We start from the raw sequence: 17,164 nt of genomic DNA on the forward strand, positions 1-17,164 counted from the left end.
TTAAGGCTTATGCACGCTTTAATGCGATTAAAAACAACACACAACACATGAAAAAAACATTTTTAATTTTAGGCGCTGTAGTCATTTTTATGGCGTCGTTTTCAAAAGCTGATTTAGCGAAAGAGAAAACCGTGCTTGCAACAGCAACCACAACAAACCATGCTGCTTTTCAATCAAATCCGGGCGAGAAGCTGATCAACAAATCAGATTGCCTGGGTTGCCATAACAAGACCAACAAAATTATTGGTCCAGCCTACGTAGATATTGCAAAAAAATATCCTGCTACTGAAAAAAACATCAATATGTTAGCCGATAAGATTATTAAAGGTGGAACGGGAGTTTGGGGCAATATGCCGATGACTGCTCACGCTACGCTTAAGAAAGATGATGCAAAATTAATGGTAAAATACATTTTATCTTTAAAAAAATAATCTTAACCGATTAATTAATCGATTTACCGCCTATGAAAACGGAGCAAGAAAATAAAAACACGAGCAACCGTCGTGATTTTATTAAGACCACAGCTATAGCTGCCACCGCCTTTATGATCGTACCCCGCCATGTTTTAGGTGGACCCGGTTATTTAGCACCAAGCGATCGTTTATTGGTTGCAGGTATTGGAGTTGGCGGAAAAGGCCAAAGCGATTTGGATATGTTCAACAAAAGCGGAAAAGCAAACATTGCTTTTTTATGCGATGTTGACGATCGCCGTGCAGCCAATAGTGTAAAAGCTTTTCCTAAAGCAAAATACTATAAAGACTGGCGCGAGATGCTGGATAAAGAGCATAAACACTTCGACGCTGTATCTGTTTCTACTCCCGATCATAATCATGCCATCCAGGCTTTAGCAGCCATGCAGCTGGGCAAACATGTTTACGTTCAAAAACCTTTAACTCACGATATTTATGAGGCGCGTATACTAACCGCTGCTGCAAAAAAATATAAAGTGGTTACACAAATGGGTAATCAGGGTGCGTCAAACGATGGTCCGCGCCAAATGAAAGAATGGTACGAAGCCGGCTTAATCGGCGATGTACATACGGTTTATGCCTGGACTAACCGTCCGGTTTGGCCTCAGGGCATTCCCTGGCCAAGCAAAAAAGCAGAAATTCCTAAAGAATTAGACTGGAATTTATGGTTGGGAACCGCTCCCGAAAAGGATTTTGTTGATAAACTGGTTCCTTTTAACTGGCGCGGTTGGTGGGATTACGGAACCGGTGCTTTGGGCGATATGGGCTGCCACTTAATCGAAGCTCCTTTTAGTGTATTAAATTTAAAATATGCCAAAGAAGTTGAGGCAAGTGTAGGTTCTGTTTACGTAGATGAATTTAAACGTGGTTATTTCCCTGAAAGCTGTCCACCTTCAAGTCATGTTACCTTAAAATTTCCTAAAACCGATAAAACCCAAGGTGATATTACTTTACACTGGATGGATGGTGGTATCCAACCCGAACGCCCTGAAGAATTAGAAGCAAACGAAACTTTTGGCGATGGCGGTAACGGTACCCTGTTTATTGGAACAAAAGGTAAAATGATGTGCGAAACGTATAGTGCAAATCCGAAATTATTGCCTTTAAGTAAAAACAAGGACATTAAAGTAGAGGCAAAATACGCTCGTGTACCCGATGGTGCAAACGGACATTACAAACAGTGGGTTGAAGCAGCAATTGCCGGTTATGGCAAGCAAGAAGTGAGTTCGCCTTTCGAAATTGCAGGTCCGTTAACAGAAGCATTGCTGATGGCCAACCTGGCAATCAGGAGTTTCGATATCCAAAAAACGGTAAACGATAAAATTACTTATCCGGGCAGGTACATCAAAATGCTTTGGGATAACGACAATATGAAAGTTACCAATTTTGATGAAGCAAACCAGTTTGTAAAACGCGAATACCGTAAAGGCTGGAACAATTTAACACTTTAGTGATCATAACCTATCAGGCTTTATTCTAAAAAAATGAAAAAAATCTTTCTTTCTGCTTGTATCATATTAGCAGTTACACAAATATCAAAAGCACAAAAAGGCTTTAAACCGCTGTTCGACGGTAAAACCACGAGCGGCTGGCATACTTACAACAAAACTACTGTCGGTAGTGCTTGGCAAGTTCAGGATGGTGCACTGCACTTAGATCTGGCTAAAAAAGGCACTAATGGTGGTGGCGATTTGGTTACAGACAAAGAATACGGTGATTTCCACTTAAAATATGAATGGAAAGTAGCTCCAAAAGCAAATAGCGGTCTTATTTTTTATGTTCACGAAGAACCTAAATACCATGCTACCTACTCAACCGGATTAGAAATGCAGGTTATTGATAACGATGGTCATCCCGACGGAAAAATAACCAAACACCGTGCTGGCGATTTGTACGATCTGGTAAAAAGCTCATCAGAACCGGTTAAACCTGTCGGCGAATGGAATAAAGCCGAAATTATCAGCAAAAAGGGCAAATTAACTTTGATACTAAACGGTGTTGAAGTAGTAAAAACCACCCTTTGGGATGATAACTGGAAAAAGCTTGTTGCAGGCAGTAAATTTGCCAACTGGGAAAACTGGGGCACTTTCAAAACCGGTAAAATTGCTTTACAAGACCACGGAGATGAAGTGTGGTATAAAAACATATCTATTAAAGAACTATAATTCGGGTTAAAGGCGTAAGGCAGAAGGCTGAAGGTTTCTCTTCTTTCGCTTTAACTAGATATTTAAGTTACAGCTCGGAATAGCGTAAAGCTTACCCAATTCCCTTTGACCTTAAACCCTATACCTTTAACCTTACACCTTAATACAACCCTCATATAAACCAAATGACTAGCACAACTCGCTTTAAACTTTCTGCCATGATGTTCCTTGAATTTTTTATCTGGGGCGCATGGTTTGTAACTTTAGGAGCTTTCTTAAACAATAACTTAAAGGCAACCAATTCTGAAATTGGTTCAGTATTTTCTACACAATCCTGGGGTGCTATTATTGCGCCATTTATCATAGGTCTTATCGCCGACAGATATTTTAACGCTGAAAGGATTTTAGGTGTTCTACACATTATTGGTGCGATTTTAATGTACCAGATGTACAATGCACCAGATGTAAGTGTTTTCTACCCTTACGTTTTAGCTTATATGATTTTGTTTATGCCAACTCTGGCATTGGTAAATTCGGTTTCTTTTAACCAAATGAAAGATGCAGAAAAAGAATTTGCAAACATCAGGGTATTCGGTACAGTAGGCTGGATCATCGCAGGCCTGTTAATCAGTTTTGCGTTCCACTGGGATTCTCCTGAAGGAATTCAGGCAGGATTATTAAAAAGCACCTTTTTAATGGCTGGTATCGCTTCTCTTGTATTGGGTTTGTTCAGCTTTACTTTACCGGCAACTCCTCCGAAGGTTGCAAAAGATGAAAAAATAAAACTAGGCGACATTTTAGGATTGGATGCTTTGAAATTATTAAAGGACAAAAATTTTGCCGTTTTCTTTATTTCTTCTATTCTGATCTGTATACCTTTAGCTTTTTATTATCAAAATGCAGGCCTTTTCCTGGCTGATATCAAAGTTTCCAACCCTACTGGTAAAATGGCTATAGGCCAGGTTTCTGAAGCATTATTTTTACTTGCAATTCCTGTATTCTTTTCAAAATACGGTTTTAAGAAAACCATTATAGTTGGTATGCTCGCTTGGGCAGTCCGTTATATTCTTTTTGCCTATGGTAATGCCGGTAGCTTAAGCTTTATGCTAATTATAGGAATTGCACTTCACGGTGTTTGCTACGATTTCTTTTTTGTTTCAGGCCAGATTTATACCAACTCAAAAGCAGGAGAGAAATTTAAAAGCGCAGCACAGGGTATCATTACCCTTGCAACCTATGGCGTGGGTATGTTGATCGGTTTTAAGGTTGCGGGATTAATTACAGACATGTATAAAACCGGAAATGTAACCGACTGGAAAATGGTTTGGATTATACCGGCAGGAATTGCAGCTGCAGTTTTCTTATTATTTGCTGTACTTTTCAACGATAAAACGAAGTCTGAAATTGAAACCAAAACAGTTTAACATGAACTCAAACATAAATAGAAGAAACGCTTTAAAAAACATTGTTGCAGGTACTGCTGCAGTTGGTGTTTCGTCAGGACTATCTGCTCTTGCAATGGATAAACCAGAATCAAACAAGCCATTTAGGCTAAAAGGAAATATCAACCATGCCGTTTGCCGTTGGTGTTTTAGTAGTTTTGATGTAGAAACACTCTGCATTGAAGCCAAAAAAATAGGCATTAAAGGAATTGATTTAGTTGGCCCTAAAGATTGGCCAACCTTAAAAAAGCATGGTTTAGAATCAACCATGTGTAATGGTGCCGAGATCAATCTAGTAGATGGTTTTAACGATGAAAAATTTCATGAAAAACTGATCCAAAACTATACCGCCATGATTCCGCTTGTAGCAGAAGCCGGCTACAAAAACTTAATCTGCTTTAGCGGTAACCGCCGGGGTAAAGATGATGAAACTGGTTGGAACAATTGCGTTAAAGGCCTGAAACAGTTAATCCCTTTGGCAGAAAAACACAATGTTGTTCTGGTAATGGAGCTTTTAAACAGCAAAGTAAACCATAAAGATTACCAGTGCGACAGAACCTCATGGGGTGCTGAGCTTTGTAAACGTGTAGGTTCAGAAAACTTTAAATTGTTATATGATATTTATCATATGCAGATTGATGAGGGTGATGTAATCAGGAACATCAGAGATTATCATCAGTATATTGCCCACTACCATACGGCTGGCGTACCTGGCCGAAATGAAATAGACGATACCCAGGAGCTATATTATCCAGCCATTATGAAAACCATTGCCGAAACCGGCTTTAAAGGTTTCGTTGCACAAGAATTTATACCTAAAAATGCAGATAAAATAGCTTCCTTAAAAAAGGCAGTTGAGATCTGTGATATTTAAAATAGACCTATGATATCGAGAAGAAATTTTATATTAAACAGCAGTATGGCTGCCGCTGCAGCCCTGCTGGTTCCATCTTTTGTTTTAGCCGCCGCTGATAAAAGAGCTGTTGGTTTACAATTATACTCTTTAAGGGAAGAATTGCCGAAAGATGTAAAGGGAACAATCGCAAAAGTTGCCAAAGCTGGCTTTAAAGAAGTAGAAACCTATGGTTTTTCGATAAAAGATCAGTTTTGGGGTTTAACACCTAAAGAATTTAAGGCATTATTGGATGCTAATGGATTAAAAGCACCTAGCGGTCACTACGGTTTAGGTACTTATTTAAGCGATGGCAATACCGTTGAGTTAAAAGCAGCTATAGCGGCAGCAAAAGTACTTAAAAGCGAATATGTAACCGTACCGTGGTTGGATTCAAGTATCAGAAAGAGTGCCGACGATTATAAAAAAATTGCAGCCAGATTAAACGAAGCCGCTAAAATGTGTAAAGCCGCCGGCATCCGTTTGGCCTACCACAACCACAATTTCGAATTCGAAAAAATCGGCAATACTACTGGTTACGAAATTTTGTTAAAAGGTACCGATAAAAAATTAGTCGATTTCGAACTAGATCTGTATTGGGTAGTACGTTCAGGAAATGATCCTATTAAACTGTTTAAGGAAAACCCGGGCCGTTTTACCATGTGGCATGTTAAGGATATGGACAAAGCAAACCCTGCCTTAAATGCTGAAGTAGGCACCGGATCAATTAACTTCAAACCTATTTTTGCTGATGCTAAGCTTTCGGGCATGAAACATTTCTTTGTAGAACACGAAACCAATTACAAGCCAAATCCAATAGAATCGGTTACCGCAAGCTGCGCTTATATTAAAAAAGAAATTATTTAATTTTTTAAATGATGAACTCAAGAAGAACATTCTTAAAACAAGCAGGATTAGCTGCCGGGGCAGCATTCTTAATCCCTTCTTTTGCTTTTGATAAAGCGGGTAAAAATGTTGGCCTTCAATTGTATTCCTTACGCAGCGAATTACCAAAAGATGTAAAGGGTATCATTGAAAAAGTAGCGCAAGCCGGGTACAAGGAAGTTGAGACTTATGGCTTTTCCAACGGGAAGTTCTGGGGCTTAACGCCCAAAGAATTTAAAGCCCTGCTTGATGCCAATGGTTTAAAAGCACCAAGTGGTCATTATGGTATGGATGATTTTTCGAAAACAGGCAAAACGGATAAACTAAAAGCAGATATCGAATCTTCAGCAGCTATTGGAGGTAAATATTTTACTATTGCAGGCGCTCACGTAGATACAAGTAAAGGAATTGACGGTTTCAAAAAAACTGCTGACGACTTTAATAAAGTTGCCGAAATTGCCAAAGCATCGGGCTTGAAATTTGCTTATCATAACCATGATTTCGAATTTAAAAAGTTGGATGGTACCACCGGCTATGATGTTTACTTAAGCGAAACTGACAAAAATTTAGTCAATTTTGAAATGGATTTATATTGGGTTGTACGCTCAGGAAACGATCCATTAGCTTTGTTTAAAAAGTATCCGGGCCGTTTCCCAATGTGGCATGTTAAAGATATGGACAAAACCAAGCCGGAATGGAATACCGAAGTTGGACAAGGTTCAGTTGATTTTAAAACCATTTTTGCACAAGCAAAACTTTCGGGCATGCAACACTTCTTTGTTGAGCAGGAAACCAACTATAAACCCGACCCGATAGGTTCTATCAAAACCAGTTGCGATTACATAAAAGCAAAATTGATATAAGCTTTTCCTAGCCTTGCAGGTTAATCCCCTGCAAGGTTTATTCTCCTTCTTCCAGCCCTGAAGCTGTACCCTCCCCGCTTTCTATTGTGTTTTCTTCAAAAAACCATATTATTTATTGAAAAAATAATATTTCTGCCATTAAAAGCAAATTAAATTGGCAACGATAGGGATATAAGCTTAATTTTTAGCATATTTGGGCTTATATCAAATAATTAATAAAAAATAATTAAAATTTAAAATGAAAGTAGCAGTAGTGGGTGCCACCGGATTGGTGGGCACTGTCATGTTAAAAGTATTGGAGGAAAGAAATTTCCCTTTAACAGAGTTGATTCCCGTAGCATCAGAAAAGAGTGTTGGTAAGGAAATTACTTTTAAGGGTAAGAAGTTCCCAATTGTTAGCATGGATACTGCAATCAGCATGAAACCAGATATCGCTTTGTTTTCAGCAGGTGGAAATACTTCATTGGAACACGCACCACGCTTTAAAGAAGCGGGGGCAACTGTTATCGATAACTCTTCTGCATGGAGAATGGATCCGGCCATTAAATTGATCGTACCGGAAGTTAATGCACACGAGCTTTCCATTGATAATAAAATAATTGCCAACCCGAACTGTTCTACCATCCAGATGGTGGTGGTTTTAAAACCTTTGCACGATAAATACAAAATTAAACGTGTAGTGGTTTCTACTTACCAATCGGTTACCGGTACAGGCGTTAAGGCAGTTGAGCAGTTAATGAATGAGCGTAAAGGGATTGATGGCCCTAAGGCTTATCCGTACGAAATAGATTTAAATGTTCTTCCGCATATCGACATTTTCACAGATAACGGATATACCAAAGAAGAAATGAAAATGGTTAAGGAAACGAACAAAATTATGAGCGACGACAGCATCAAAGTTACCGCTACAACTGTTCGTATCCCGGTAATGGGCGGTCATTCAGAATCAGTAAACATTGAATTTGAAAACGATTTCGATTTAGCCGAAGTGCGCAGCATTTTAGAAAAAGCACCGGGCGTAATTGTTGTTGATGATGTAGCCAACTTAAAGTACCCTATGCCGAAAGATGCCCACGAAAAAGATGAGGTTTTTGTAGGCCGTATCCGTAGAGACGAATCGGCACCAAAAGCGTTAAACCTTTGGATAGTGGCCGATAACTTACGCAAAGGTGCGGCAACCAATGCTGTTCAGATTGCCGAATACCTGGTTCAGAAAGAATTGGTTTAATCAAAATATCACAGCCCCCCGACGTAAATCGGGGGGCTTTTTTATGCACGCTCCGATATGAAACACATCCCTATAGCTTTAATTTATTCGAGGTTGCTGATTGGCTTTGGAATTGTTTTATTGAGCATTTTCCATGTTAGCCATTATTCATCTTTAGCCATCTCCTTATTGACTGTTGGTTTATTAACAGATGTTTTTGATGGCATCATTGCCCGCAGGCTCAATAGCTCTTCCGAAAAATTAAGGCGTTTAGACTCTGGGATTGATCAGGTATTTTTTATTTCGGTAGCTGTTGCTACCTATTTACAATGTCCTGATTTTTTTAAAACCAACCTGGTAAAACTGATTATTCTGGGTGCTTTTGAAGCTTCAACTTACGTGTTAAGCTATATCAAATTCAAAAAAGAAATTGCTACGCACTCTATCGGTGCTAAAATCTGGACACTGACCATATTCGCCACCTTGGTTGAAGTTATGGCCCGTTGTGAATCGGCAGTATTATTTGAAATTTGTTTATGGATAGGCCTAACCACCAGATTAGAAATTCTTGCCATTGTTTTTACCCTCAAAAAATGGACAAATGGATAAGGCTAAAGATTATATATAAAAACAGGTTATAATCACCCGAATTATACATAATTTAGCGATTACCATATCATCACAAATGAATTTTTTAAAACTCCTTTTTATCCTCCTTCCTTTTTTCTTTAGCCAAAGCTTTGCCCAAAACAGGATCCAAAACATCGAAAAAGCTTTTAATAATTTATTGAACGACGAACAGGCTAAACATGCTATCGTTTCGCTATGTGTTTTGGATGCCAATACAGGCAAAACGCTTTATGCCAAAAATGAGCAGATCGGTTTGGCCACCGCTTCAACACTAAAAACCATTACTGCGGCAACAGCTTTCAGCATTTTAGGAAAAGATTTTCAGTTTCAGACTACTCTGGCCTACACCGGTACGGTTACCACTGACGGAACATTAAAGGGAAATTTAATAATAATCGGCAGTGGCGATCCTACCTTGGGCTCCTGGCGCTATCAAAACAAGGAAAATGCCGTTTTAATGCAATGGGTTGCCGCTATAAGATCGGCCGGCATTAAAAAAATTGAAGGCAGCATAATTGGCGACGATCGTATTTTCGGTTCGCAGACTACGCCTGAGGGCTGGGTTTGGCAGGATATTGGCAATTATTACGGGGCGGGAACTTCTGGCCTTGCCTGGCGCGAAAACCAGTTCGATATTCACCTTCGGCCTGGCAGTAGCACATCCGATGAGGTGAAAATCGTAAAAACGGTTCCGGCAATTCCTTACATCCAAATAGTAAATGAGTTAAAAACCGGTGCGGCAGGTACCGGCGACAGAAGTTATGCTTTTCTTCCACCTTATAGCAATGTTGCTTACCTACGTGGAAGCTGGGGAATCGGTATTGCCAAAGCAGGCATTTCTGTAGCACTCCCCGACCCTGCTTTTGATTGTGCTTACCGGTTACAGGATACTTTGAAAAGACTGGGGATTTCGACTGGTCAGCAAGCTACAACAGCAAGGCTAATGAGCCTGAACAACCAGGTCATTCCTTCGGTTACACAGAAAATAAGCACCATCAGTTCGCCTGGTTTAAGCGAGATGACCTATTGGTTTTTAAAGAAAAGCATCAATTTATATGGCGAATCATTTTTAAAAACCATTGCCATAAAATCAGGCAAAGCAGGTACTACAGGCAAAGGTGCCGAAACCGAAATCAACTTTTGGGCTGATAAAGGCATTGATAGAACGGCATTGAACATTATCGATGGCAGCGGACTTTCGCCAGGCGACAGGATTACAACAGCAGCCATGGCCAGCATTTTATTTCAGATCCAAAAAGAAAGCTGGTTTGCTGATTATTACAAAGCATTGCCTGAATACAATGGTATGAAAATTAAAAGTGGGACTATAAATGATGTTTCGGCTTTTGCAGGTTACCATACAGATACCTCCGGGAACAAATATGTCGTGGTGATCAACATCAATAATTATAGCGGCAGCAATATCAATAAAAAATTATTTAAGGTACTGGATGAACTGAAGTAAAAACAAAAAGTACGTCTTTAAAAGTGCATGCAAAAATCTGCAACTTGATTAAATTTTTAATATTTTGTATTTTTGGTATATGGAAATAACAATCGACATAGGTTATGAACAATTGCTTGCAGCGATAAAAAAACTTCCGGCAGCAAAAATAAAACAATTAAAATCAGTTTTAAATGAGGAGTTTATTGAACAAAAAGCATCAAATGACTTATCTGATTTCCAGGAATTTTTGCTCAAAGGACCTATAATGAATGAAGAGCAGTACAAACAGCATCAGGCAAATAGGAAAAACTTCAATTCATGGAGAACGAAGTAATTTGCTTGGATACATCTATTTTGATTGATTTTTATTGAAAACGAATAAAAGAGAAAAGTACATTCTATCAGTTAACCAAAGTTTATAATCTTTTTGCAGTCTCTATTATTACAGAATATGAGATTATGATTGGTGCTAAAGCAGAGGAAGTTGATTTTTGGAAAGATTTTTTTGACAGGGTAACCATACTTCCTTTTGATAAGCAATCAAATGATATTGCTATAAAAATTACAAAAGAGCTCAAAAAGAAAAACAGTTTGGTTGAAATTCCTGATATTTTTATTGGGGCAACAGCATTAGCCAGAAAAATAAAAATTGCTACACTTAATAAAAAACACTTCGAAAGAATTACTGAACTAGAATTAATTGAAATATAATCAAGTACAGATGCTCTTACTGTTAATTCAGGTTATCTTAAAACAAGAATTAATTTAAAGCATAATCATTCAAATAATTTCCCTTAAACACTATCCAGGCTGCAACAATATTTATCGGGACTAGTATTAAACCTAATCCAAATATAATAACTACATAAAAAAGGAAAAACAAACTAAAAATTCGTATCAAAAATCCTTTAATCTGGATCCTATTTAGCAGAAGCAAGCTTCTAAATAATAGGATCGTGGAAAATGCAAATGCAGTCAACCCGAGCGAAGTTATCAATCCAAAACGGTCAGACATCCAACATATTTCAGGTAATAATAAAATGAGATAGTTTAAACCAAAGCTAAAAAACACTTTTCCTTTGGGGAAAGGGAAATTGGGTAAGAAAGATAAATACCGGTCGTTAAAAATTCTTTCTTGATAAATAAGTACCGCATGTGCCACAACAATACAGGAAGTAATGAGCATTAATAGTCTTGAATTATCTTTAATATCAGAAAAAAGCATAAACACACTCGAAATCAATACCCAAGAAAGCAGTTTAGTTAATAAATAAGCCAATTTTGACTGATTAAAAACCTGAAAACTGTACAATAAAAACACCGGTTTATTCCATTTTCTGCTAATCTGCATCAGCCAGTTGTATTTATTGCTTGTTACTAAACGGTTATTTTCTTTCAGACTGATGTAAGCGCAGCACATCATGAGCAATAGTTGGAAGCACCAAATGCATACCGAAATAAGATAATAACCAAATACAAGTCCGATTATGCTGGCATAGATGGTATAACACAAAACGGGGGTAAATAAATAAGCCTGTACAATAAACCAGGTTTTAAACTGCTCTTTTTTAGATGAAGCCGTAAAACTATAATACAAAAACTCGTGTTGTGGCAAAGCAAACTGACCAATCATATATTGCAGTCCTTTATATGCATACAATACACTCGCACATAGATAAAAAGCCATAATTAATGGGTTGCTTACCAAACTGATGGTAAAGAAAAACTGCCAAAAATCAATCTGATCGGGCATAACCGTGCCTAAAGTGTTAATGAACAAACAATAACTGATCAACATGACGAAAACAAACACCAGCATGCCTGCATGGGTCCGGTAAAAACCATCTACAAATATTTTTCTTAGCGCCAGATTTGAAAGCCGCAACATTAAAAGTTCAGAATTAATTTTTTATCGTCAATATTAATTTGCTTAAGTCCGGGTAGTTTTACCCCATCCAACGGCTGATGCGAGGATAGAAGAAAACTGATGCCTTCTTCCTTATTTTTTTTGTTGATCCAATGGTATAATACCTCAAGAGATTCGGCATCGATGGTGTTTAAAGGTTCATCCAATAAGATCAGTTTGGGTTTTCCTAAAAAAGCCAGTACCAACGAAAGTTTTTTCAACATTCCACTCGAATAAGAGCTCAAAGGGTTATGTATGTAATCTTTCATACGCATTTCGCTAAGCAAAACTTCTGCCTGATCGATACCTGCGCCTTTTGCTTTAGCAAAAAGACCAATCATTTCCGCACCGCTTAAAAATTCGGGGAATAAAGGTTCGGCTGCTGCAAAATTGACCAGTTTCCGGTATGCAACACCATGATTTTTTAAATAAATGGTGCCAATTGCAATATCGCCCTGAAAAGACAGTATTCCGGCAACGGCCTTCAGCAGCGTGCTTTTGCCAGAGCCATTACTTCCTTTTATCCAAAAAACACCGTCGGGAAGCTTAATATTAGCTATCTTTAAAACAAGATGACCGGAATAAGATTTTTCAAACTGACTGAAGTGTAGCATAAATACATTTCAATTCTGACTTTATTTTTATTAAAAAGTTACACCCTTATTTCGTTCCCATAAAATTTTAAACTCATGCAATTAATTTTACGCCCTTACCAACCAAGTGATATTGAAAATTTAGTTAAACATGCCAATAATTTTAATATTTCTAAATACCTGACCAATAAGTTCCCCTTCCCTTACGAGAAAAAAGATGGAGAGGCTTTTATCCGGCTGGCCTTGAGTCATGATCCGTTACAAATCAAAGCCATTGTATTAAATGGCGAGGTAATCGGATCGATAGGAGTGCATCAGCTGGCCGATATTTATAGTAAAAATGCAGAAATGGGTTATTGGATTGCTGAAGATTTTTGGGGAAAAGGAATTGTTCAAATGGCCATAAAAGAAATGCTTAAATATGGCTTCGATACTTTCGATATTGAACGGATTTTCGCCCGCACGGCGCATACTAATCTCGCTTCACAACGGGTATTAAAAAAATCGGGCTTTATTTTCGAGGCCGAACTAAAAGGCACTATTTTTAAAAATGGTGAATATTTTGACGAACTTATTTTTGGATTCAGAAAAGATCAATTGATCCAGCTGCTGCACTAAAACTTTTGCTAAAGTCGGATCGAATTGCGTAAATTCGTCAAAACCAAAAAGCAACAAAACAATGAAATTATCGATCAAATCAGTGGTACTGTTTGTAGCACTTTTGGGTGCAGCAGATTTTGCAAGTGCCCAGGAAGCCAAATTCCCGCAAGCCAGTAGTGGCCAAACCATCATCCAGGATTTTGGGTTGGGCAAAATAACCTTAACTTACTCCCGCCCCAATGTTAAAGGCCGCAAAATTTTTGGTGGCATGGAACCCATGGGTGTTGTTTGGCGTAACGGTGCAAATGCGGCTACACGCATTAAATTTACCGATGCCGTTAAAATTGAAGGAAAAGATTTACCTGCAGGCGAATATGGCCTGTTCAGTATTCCGGGTAAAGACGAATGGACGGTTATTTTTAACAAAATAGCCAATCAATGGGGTGCATATGAATATAAGGAAAGTGATGATGTGCTCCGCGTAAAAGTAAAAACAACAGCTTTAAAAGATAAAGTAGAAACTTTAACCATGCAATTCTCGGCCGTTAGTGAAACATCGGCACAGTTAAATATGATGTGGGAGAACAGTGCTTATTCCATAAATATTACCACTTCAATTGATGAAAAAGTAATGGCCAATATTGCTGAAGCAATGAAAGGTGAAAAGAAACCATATTTTGCAGCTGCCCAATATTATTTTCAACACGGAAAAGATTTAAAACAGGCTTTAGAGTGGGTGACAGAAGCAGAAAAATCAGACCCGAAAGCGCCCTGGTTTAAACTTTGGAAAGGCCGTATACAGCTAAAAATGGGCGATAAAGCAGGTGCAACGGTTACTGCCCAACAAGGAATAGATGCTGCAAAAGCCCAAAAAGTTGATGAATATGTACGTTTAAACTCCGAACTCTTAGCCGAGGCTAAAAAATAAGTAAAATTCTATTTCGGTCGGTTAGGCACCGGCCGATAGGATAAAAATACTTCTCTCATTTTTAGGGTTTGCAGGGTGCAGAACCTCTTGTTCATAAACCCGATTGCAATGTAAAGCCCGGAGCGCAGCGAGGACTTGAAATGAAAAGCGGGACTGCAAACCGCCAAGAACCACAGCCCACTCCATTTCCCAATCCTAAAATCATTTTTTTATAGGGAGCGCCGGGCCTGTACTATACACTAAATTTCTTCCCGTTTTTCGCTTATACGCTTCGCTGCCTCGTGCCTCGTTGCTGCAGGGTAACGCTTCAACCGGGGCTAGGTGGCCAAAGCAGTATTTCATTTTTGAGGTTTGTAAAGTGCAGAAACCCTCGTCCATAAACCAGATTGAGAGGAATATTAGCAGCCAATATTAACTTAAAATTAAACCCTTATTAATTTGAAAAACTACCCTAACATTAAAGCCCTAAAACCTTTATTTATTTAAAAATTATACTAACTTTGATGTTGCGCTTAGTAATTGTACTTTGTACACTAAGCTGGTTAAGAAATCAATAAAAAATTAAAATAAAATGAGCATAATCGTTAATGTCCATGCGAGACAAATCCTCGATTCAAGAGGAAATCCAACAGTAGAAGTAGAAGTTGCAACAGAAGCAGGTGCATTTGGCCGTGCTGCAGTACCAAGTGGTGCATCTACCGGACAATATGAAGCTGTTGAGTTACGTGATGGAGATAAATCTACATATTTGGGTAAAGGCGTTTTAAAAGCGGTAGAAAATGTAAATACTAAAATTGCTGATGCATTAAGGGGTATCGATGTTTTTGAACAAAACGCAATTGACAAACTTATGTTAGACCTTGATGGTACCGAAAACAAAGGTAACTTAGGTGCTAATGCTATTTTAGGTGTTTCTTTAGCTGTAGCAAAAGCTGCTGCTGATGAAATTGGCCAGCCATTATACCGTTATATTGGCGGTGTAAATGCAAACACTTTGCCTATCCCGATGATGAACATCATCAATGGCGGTTCTCACTCTGATGCACCTATTGCATTCCAGGAGTTTATGATTATGCCGGTAGGCGCTCCATCTTTCTCTGAGGCATTACGTTGGGGAACTGAAGTTTTCCATAACCTGAAAAAAATTCTTCACGACAGGGGTTTATCTACTGCTGTAGGTGATGAAGGTGGTTTTGCACCAACTTTTGATGGTACTGAAGATGCTATTGAAACTGTATTGAAAGCGATTGAAGCTGCTGGTTACAAACCAGGTTCGCAAATCTGTTTAGCTTTAGACTGTGCTTCATCTGAGTTTTACAAAGATGGTAAATACGATTATACTAAATTTGAAGGCGACAAAGGTGCAATCCGTACCAGCGAAGAGCAGGCACAATATTTAGCTGATCTTTCTGCTAAATATCCAATTATCTCTATAGAAGATGGTATGGATGAAAACGACTGGGCTGGCTGGAAAACGCTAACTGAAAAAATCGGCGACCGCGTACAATTGGTTGGTGATGATTTATTTGTAACCAACGTAACCCGTTTACAACGTGGTATTGACGAAAATACTGCAAACTCTATCCTGGTAAAGGTGAACCAGATCGGTTCTTTAACTGAAACCATTAATGCAGTAACTTTAGCACAAAACAATGGCTATACTTCGGTAATGAGTCACCGTTCTGGCGAAACTGAAGACGTTACCATTGCTGATTTAGCTGTTGCTTTAAACTGCGGACAGATTAAAACCGGTTCAGCTTCGCGTTCAGACAGGATTGCAAAATACAATCAATTATTACGTATTGAAGAAGAATTGGGCGAAAACGCACGTTTTATCGGTTCAAAATTCAAATACGCTAAAAAATAATCCCTAAATCCCCTTTAGGGGGGTTGGAGTGTTAACAAGTTGAAAAACTTATTTGTGAAACATCCGGAGATTTTAAATCTTCGGATGTTTTTATTTTAATACTATATTTGCCTGTTGGATTTGTCTTTTCAAATCTAACATCAAAAATCTCATATCAATATATGAAACGTTTAATAGACCTTTTCCGCAATAAGTATTTCCTGGCAACGGTTGCTTTTGCCATGTGGATGCTATTTTTCGATAAAAACGATATGATGTCGCAATATGAATACCGAAGTCAGGCAAATAAGTTGCAGGAAGAAAAAGAATACTTCGAGAAAGAAACCAAACAGGTTAAGAAGGATTTAAACGAACTGAATACCAATTTAAGTACTGCAGAAAAATTTGCCCGCGAAAAATACTTCATGAAAAAAGACAATGAAGATGTTTTTGTGATTATCCAGGAAGAGAAGAAGGATTAGTAGACCGTTTTATGTTTGGGATTTGGAGTTGCCAGCAATTTCAATAATTAACCATTAGAATAATTCCGGTAATCAGTTAACTAATTCAAACAGTTAACTTGTTTAACTAACCTTTCAACTTTACAACCTGCAACTATCCAACAATACCAACATGTAACGTTTCAATCTAGGCCATGCTCCACATCCTCTACATTATAGCCATTACCGCCGAAGCAATGACCGCAGCACTGTCTGCAGGCAGACGAGATATGGATTGGGTTGGTGTTTGTATCATTGCCTGGGTTACCGCATTAGGTGGCGGCACGGTGCGGAACGTGTTATTTGGCCATTACCCGATGAGCTGGGTAGAGCACCCCGAATACCTGGTAATTACTGCTGCAGCAGCTTTATTGGCAGCATTTATCGCTTCGATTATGACCAAACTCAAAAAACTGTTCCTTTATCTGGATGCCTTGGGTTTAGTAGTATTTACCATCATTGGTTGTCAGGTAGCGCAGGAAATCCATCTCCCCTATTTAATTGTGTTATTTAGTGGCATGATAACCGGTTGTGCAGGAGGTGTACTTCGCGATGTACTTTGTAACGAAGTGCCTTTTCTTTTCCGCAAAGAGATTTACGCCAGCGCCGCCATCGTTACTGGTGCTGTTTATATCGGCGTAGAACATTTTCAAGGCTCAGAAATGCTGGCCACTGTTTCTGCTGCTGCGGTAGGCTTGGCTTTAAGGCTCCTTTCTATTCGCTACGAGTGGCACATGCCGAAGTTTGTGTATAGGGATGAATGGCACTAAAACAGTTGAGAGTTTTTAGCTCCGAATTCTGAAACTCATAA

Annotated in this window: 19 protein-coding genes; 17 read left to right on the forward strand and 2 right to left on the reverse strand. The window is 38.6% G+C overall.

Annotated elements, in window-relative coordinates:
* Window positions 1-47 precede the first annotated feature (47 nt).
* The 12 genes from ACFSR6_RS16145 to ACFSR6_RS16200 all read left to right on the forward strand — a co-directional run bounded on the left by ACFSR6_RS16145 (window position 48) and on the right by ACFSR6_RS16200 (window position 10,691).
* Window positions 48-431, forward strand: a complete 384-nt coding sequence (locus ACFSR6_RS16145) for a c-type cytochrome (RefSeq protein WP_379080662.1) — start codon at window positions 48-50, stop codon at window positions 429-431.
* 32 nt (window positions 432-463) lie between these two features.
* Window positions 464-1,921, forward strand: a complete 1,458-nt coding sequence (locus tag ACFSR6_RS16150; protein WP_379080664.1) for a Gfo/Idh/MocA family protein — start codon at window positions 464-466, stop codon at window positions 1,919-1,921.
* Window positions 1,922-1,954: 33 nt separating this feature from the next.
* Window positions 1,955-2,635 (forward strand): 3-keto-disaccharide hydrolase, encoded by a 681-nt coding sequence (locus ACFSR6_RS16155; protein ID WP_379080666.1) that lies wholly within the window; start codon window positions 1,955-1,957, stop codon window positions 2,633-2,635.
* 164 nt (window positions 2,636-2,799) lie between these two features.
* Window positions 2,800-4,038, forward strand: a complete 1,239-nt coding sequence (locus tag ACFSR6_RS16160; protein ID WP_379080668.1) for a nucleoside permease — start codon at window positions 2,800-2,802, stop codon at window positions 4,036-4,038.
* Window position 4,039: 1 nt separating this feature from the next.
* Entirely contained in the window at window positions 4,040-4,930 is an 891-nt protein-coding gene (locus ACFSR6_RS16165) for a hydroxypyruvate isomerase family protein (protein ID WP_379080670.1), read from the forward strand.
* A 9-nt stretch (window positions 4,931-4,939) separates the two neighbouring features.
* Window positions 4,940-5,815: a sugar phosphate isomerase/epimerase family protein gene (locus tag ACFSR6_RS16170; RefSeq protein WP_379080672.1), complete on the forward strand. Its 876-nt coding sequence runs from the start codon at window positions 4,940-4,942 to the stop codon at window positions 5,813-5,815.
* An 8-nt stretch (window positions 5,816-5,823) separates the two neighbouring features.
* Complete coding sequence (locus ACFSR6_RS16175; protein ID WP_379080674.1) at window positions 5,824-6,696, forward strand: sugar phosphate isomerase/epimerase family protein; 873 nt, start codon at window positions 5,824-5,826, stop codon at window positions 6,694-6,696.
* Between the two features lie 238 nt (window positions 6,697-6,934).
* A complete protein-coding gene (locus ACFSR6_RS16180) occupies window positions 6,935-7,924 on the forward strand; it encodes an aspartate-semialdehyde dehydrogenase (protein WP_183768491.1) in 990 nt (329 codons plus the stop codon).
* Window positions 7,925-7,981: 57 nt separating this feature from the next.
* Window positions 7,982-8,512, forward strand: coding sequence for a CDP-alcohol phosphatidyltransferase family protein (locus ACFSR6_RS16185; protein ID WP_379080676.1), 531 nt, complete (start codon window positions 7,982-7,984; stop codon window positions 8,510-8,512).
* A gap of 76 nt (window positions 8,513-8,588) precedes the next feature.
* Complete coding sequence (gene dacB, locus ACFSR6_RS16190; protein ID WP_379080678.1) at window positions 8,589-9,998, forward strand: D-alanyl-D-alanine carboxypeptidase/D-alanyl-D-alanine endopeptidase; 1,410 nt, start codon at window positions 8,589-8,591, stop codon at window positions 9,996-9,998.
* Between the two features lie 79 nt (window positions 9,999-10,077).
* Window positions 10,078-10,314, forward strand: a complete 237-nt coding sequence (locus ACFSR6_RS16195) for a hypothetical protein (RefSeq protein ID WP_379080680.1) — start codon at window positions 10,078-10,080, stop codon at window positions 10,312-10,314.
* A gap of 104 nt (window positions 10,315-10,418) precedes the next feature.
* Window positions 10,419-10,691 carry a type II toxin-antitoxin system VapC family toxin gene (locus tag ACFSR6_RS16200; protein ID WP_379080724.1) on the forward strand — a complete coding sequence of 91 codons (273 nt, stop codon included), beginning with the start codon at window positions 10,419-10,421 and terminating at the stop codon, window positions 10,689-10,691.
* 49 nt (window positions 10,692-10,740) lie between these two features.
* Here ACFSR6_RS16200 and ACFSR6_RS16205 read toward each other — a convergent pair whose 3' ends face one another.
* Window positions 10,741-11,868: a hypothetical protein gene (locus ACFSR6_RS16205; protein WP_379080682.1), complete on the reverse strand. Its 1,128-nt coding sequence runs from the start codon at window positions 11,866-11,868 to the stop codon at window positions 10,741-10,743.
* On the reverse strand, window positions 11,868-12,500 hold the full coding sequence (locus tag ACFSR6_RS16210) for an ABC transporter ATP-binding protein (protein WP_379080684.1): 633 nt from the start codon (window positions 12,498-12,500) through the stop codon (window positions 11,868-11,870). Before ACFSR6_RS16210 ends, ACFSR6_RS16205 begins: the two co-directional genes overlap by 1 nt.
* Before the next feature lie 75 nt (window positions 12,501-12,575).
* On the opposite strand from ACFSR6_RS16210, the gene ACFSR6_RS16215 reads away from it, so the two are divergent.
* The 5 genes from ACFSR6_RS16215 (at window position 12,576) to ACFSR6_RS16235 (ending at window position 17,123) form a co-directional block, all read left to right on the forward strand.
* Complete coding sequence (locus ACFSR6_RS16215) at window positions 12,576-13,097, forward strand: GNAT family N-acetyltransferase (protein ID WP_379080686.1); 522 nt, start codon at window positions 12,576-12,578, stop codon at window positions 13,095-13,097.
* A 61-nt stretch (window positions 13,098-13,158) separates the two neighbouring features.
* A complete protein-coding gene (locus ACFSR6_RS16220) occupies window positions 13,159-14,007 on the forward strand; it encodes a DUF2911 domain-containing protein (protein WP_379080688.1) in 849 nt (282 codons plus the stop codon).
* A gap of 571 nt (window positions 14,008-14,578) precedes the next feature.
* Complete coding sequence (gene eno / locus ACFSR6_RS16225) at window positions 14,579-15,874, forward strand: phosphopyruvate hydratase (protein ID WP_183768741.1); 1,296 nt, start codon at window positions 14,579-14,581, stop codon at window positions 15,872-15,874.
* A 161-nt stretch (window positions 15,875-16,035) separates the two neighbouring features.
* Complete coding sequence (locus tag ACFSR6_RS16230) at window positions 16,036-16,335, forward strand: FtsB family cell division protein (protein WP_379080690.1); 300 nt, start codon at window positions 16,036-16,038, stop codon at window positions 16,333-16,335.
* 173 nt (window positions 16,336-16,508) lie between these two features.
* The gene (locus ACFSR6_RS16235; protein WP_379080692.1) at window positions 16,509-17,123 is read left to right on the forward strand and encodes a trimeric intracellular cation channel family protein; all 615 of its coding nucleotides are present in this window, start codon (window positions 16,509-16,511) and stop codon (window positions 17,121-17,123) included.
* The last annotated feature ends 41 nt before the right edge of the window (window positions 17,124-17,164 follow it).

This window comes from Pedobacter vanadiisoli, assembly GCF_042684385.1.
In the GTDB taxonomy this organism is placed as follows: Bacteria; Bacteroidota; Bacteroidia; order Sphingobacteriales; family Sphingobacteriaceae; genus Pedobacter; species Pedobacter vanadiisoli.

What these genes read in the sequence shown, in the direction of transcription:
- ACFSR6_RS16145 (WP_379080662.1), top strand. Translation starts at nt 48, where the DNA reads ATGAAAAAAACATTTTTAATTTTAGGCGCTGTAGTCATTTTTATGGCG.
- ACFSR6_RS16150 (WP_379080664.1), top strand. Translation starts at nt 464, where the DNA reads ATGAAAACGGAGCAAGAAAATAAAAACACGAGCAACCGTCGTGATTTT.
- ACFSR6_RS16155 (WP_379080666.1), top strand. Translation starts at nt 1,955, where the DNA reads ATGAAAAAAATCTTTCTTTCTGCTTGTATCATATTAGCAGTTACACAA.
- ACFSR6_RS16160 (WP_379080668.1), top strand. Translation starts at nt 2,800, where the DNA reads ATGACTAGCACAACTCGCTTTAAACTTTCTGCCATGATGTTCCTTGAA.
- ACFSR6_RS16165 (WP_379080670.1), top strand. Translation starts at nt 4,040, where the DNA reads ATGAACTCAAACATAAATAGAAGAAACGCTTTAAAAAACATTGTTGCA.
- ACFSR6_RS16170 (WP_379080672.1), top strand. Translation starts at nt 4,940, where the DNA reads ATGATATCGAGAAGAAATTTTATATTAAACAGCAGTATGGCTGCCGCT.
- ACFSR6_RS16175 (WP_379080674.1), top strand. Translation starts at nt 5,824, where the DNA reads ATGATGAACTCAAGAAGAACATTCTTAAAACAAGCAGGATTAGCTGCC.
- ACFSR6_RS16180 (WP_183768491.1), top strand. Translation starts at nt 6,935, where the DNA reads ATGAAAGTAGCAGTAGTGGGTGCCACCGGATTGGTGGGCACTGTCATG.
- ACFSR6_RS16185 (WP_379080676.1), top strand. Translation starts at nt 7,982, where the DNA reads ATGAAACACATCCCTATAGCTTTAATTTATTCGAGGTTGCTGATTGGC.
- dacB (WP_379080678.1), top strand. Translation starts at nt 8,589, where the DNA reads ATGAATTTTTTAAAACTCCTTTTTATCCTCCTTCCTTTTTTCTTTAGC.
- ACFSR6_RS16195 (WP_379080680.1), top strand. Translation starts at nt 10,078, where the DNA reads ATGGAAATAACAATCGACATAGGTTATGAACAATTGCTTGCAGCGATA.
- ACFSR6_RS16205 (WP_379080682.1), bottom strand. Translation starts at nt 11,868, where the DNA reads ATGTTGCGGCTTTCAAATCTGGCGCTAAGAAAAATATTTGTAGATGGT.
- ACFSR6_RS16210 (WP_379080684.1), bottom strand. Translation starts at nt 12,500, where the DNA reads ATGCTACACTTCAGTCAGTTTGAAAAATCTTATTCCGGTCATCTTGTT.
- ACFSR6_RS16215 (WP_379080686.1), top strand. Translation starts at nt 12,576, where the DNA reads ATGCAATTAATTTTACGCCCTTACCAACCAAGTGATATTGAAAATTTA.
- ACFSR6_RS16220 (WP_379080688.1), top strand. Translation starts at nt 13,159, where the DNA reads ATGAAATTATCGATCAAATCAGTGGTACTGTTTGTAGCACTTTTGGGT.
- eno (WP_183768741.1), top strand. Translation starts at nt 14,579, where the DNA reads ATGAGCATAATCGTTAATGTCCATGCGAGACAAATCCTCGATTCAAGA.
- ACFSR6_RS16230 (WP_379080690.1), top strand. Translation starts at nt 16,036, where the DNA reads ATGAAACGTTTAATAGACCTTTTCCGCAATAAGTATTTCCTGGCAACG.
- ACFSR6_RS16235 (WP_379080692.1), top strand. Translation starts at nt 16,509, where the DNA reads ATGCTCCACATCCTCTACATTATAGCCATTACCGCCGAAGCAATGACC.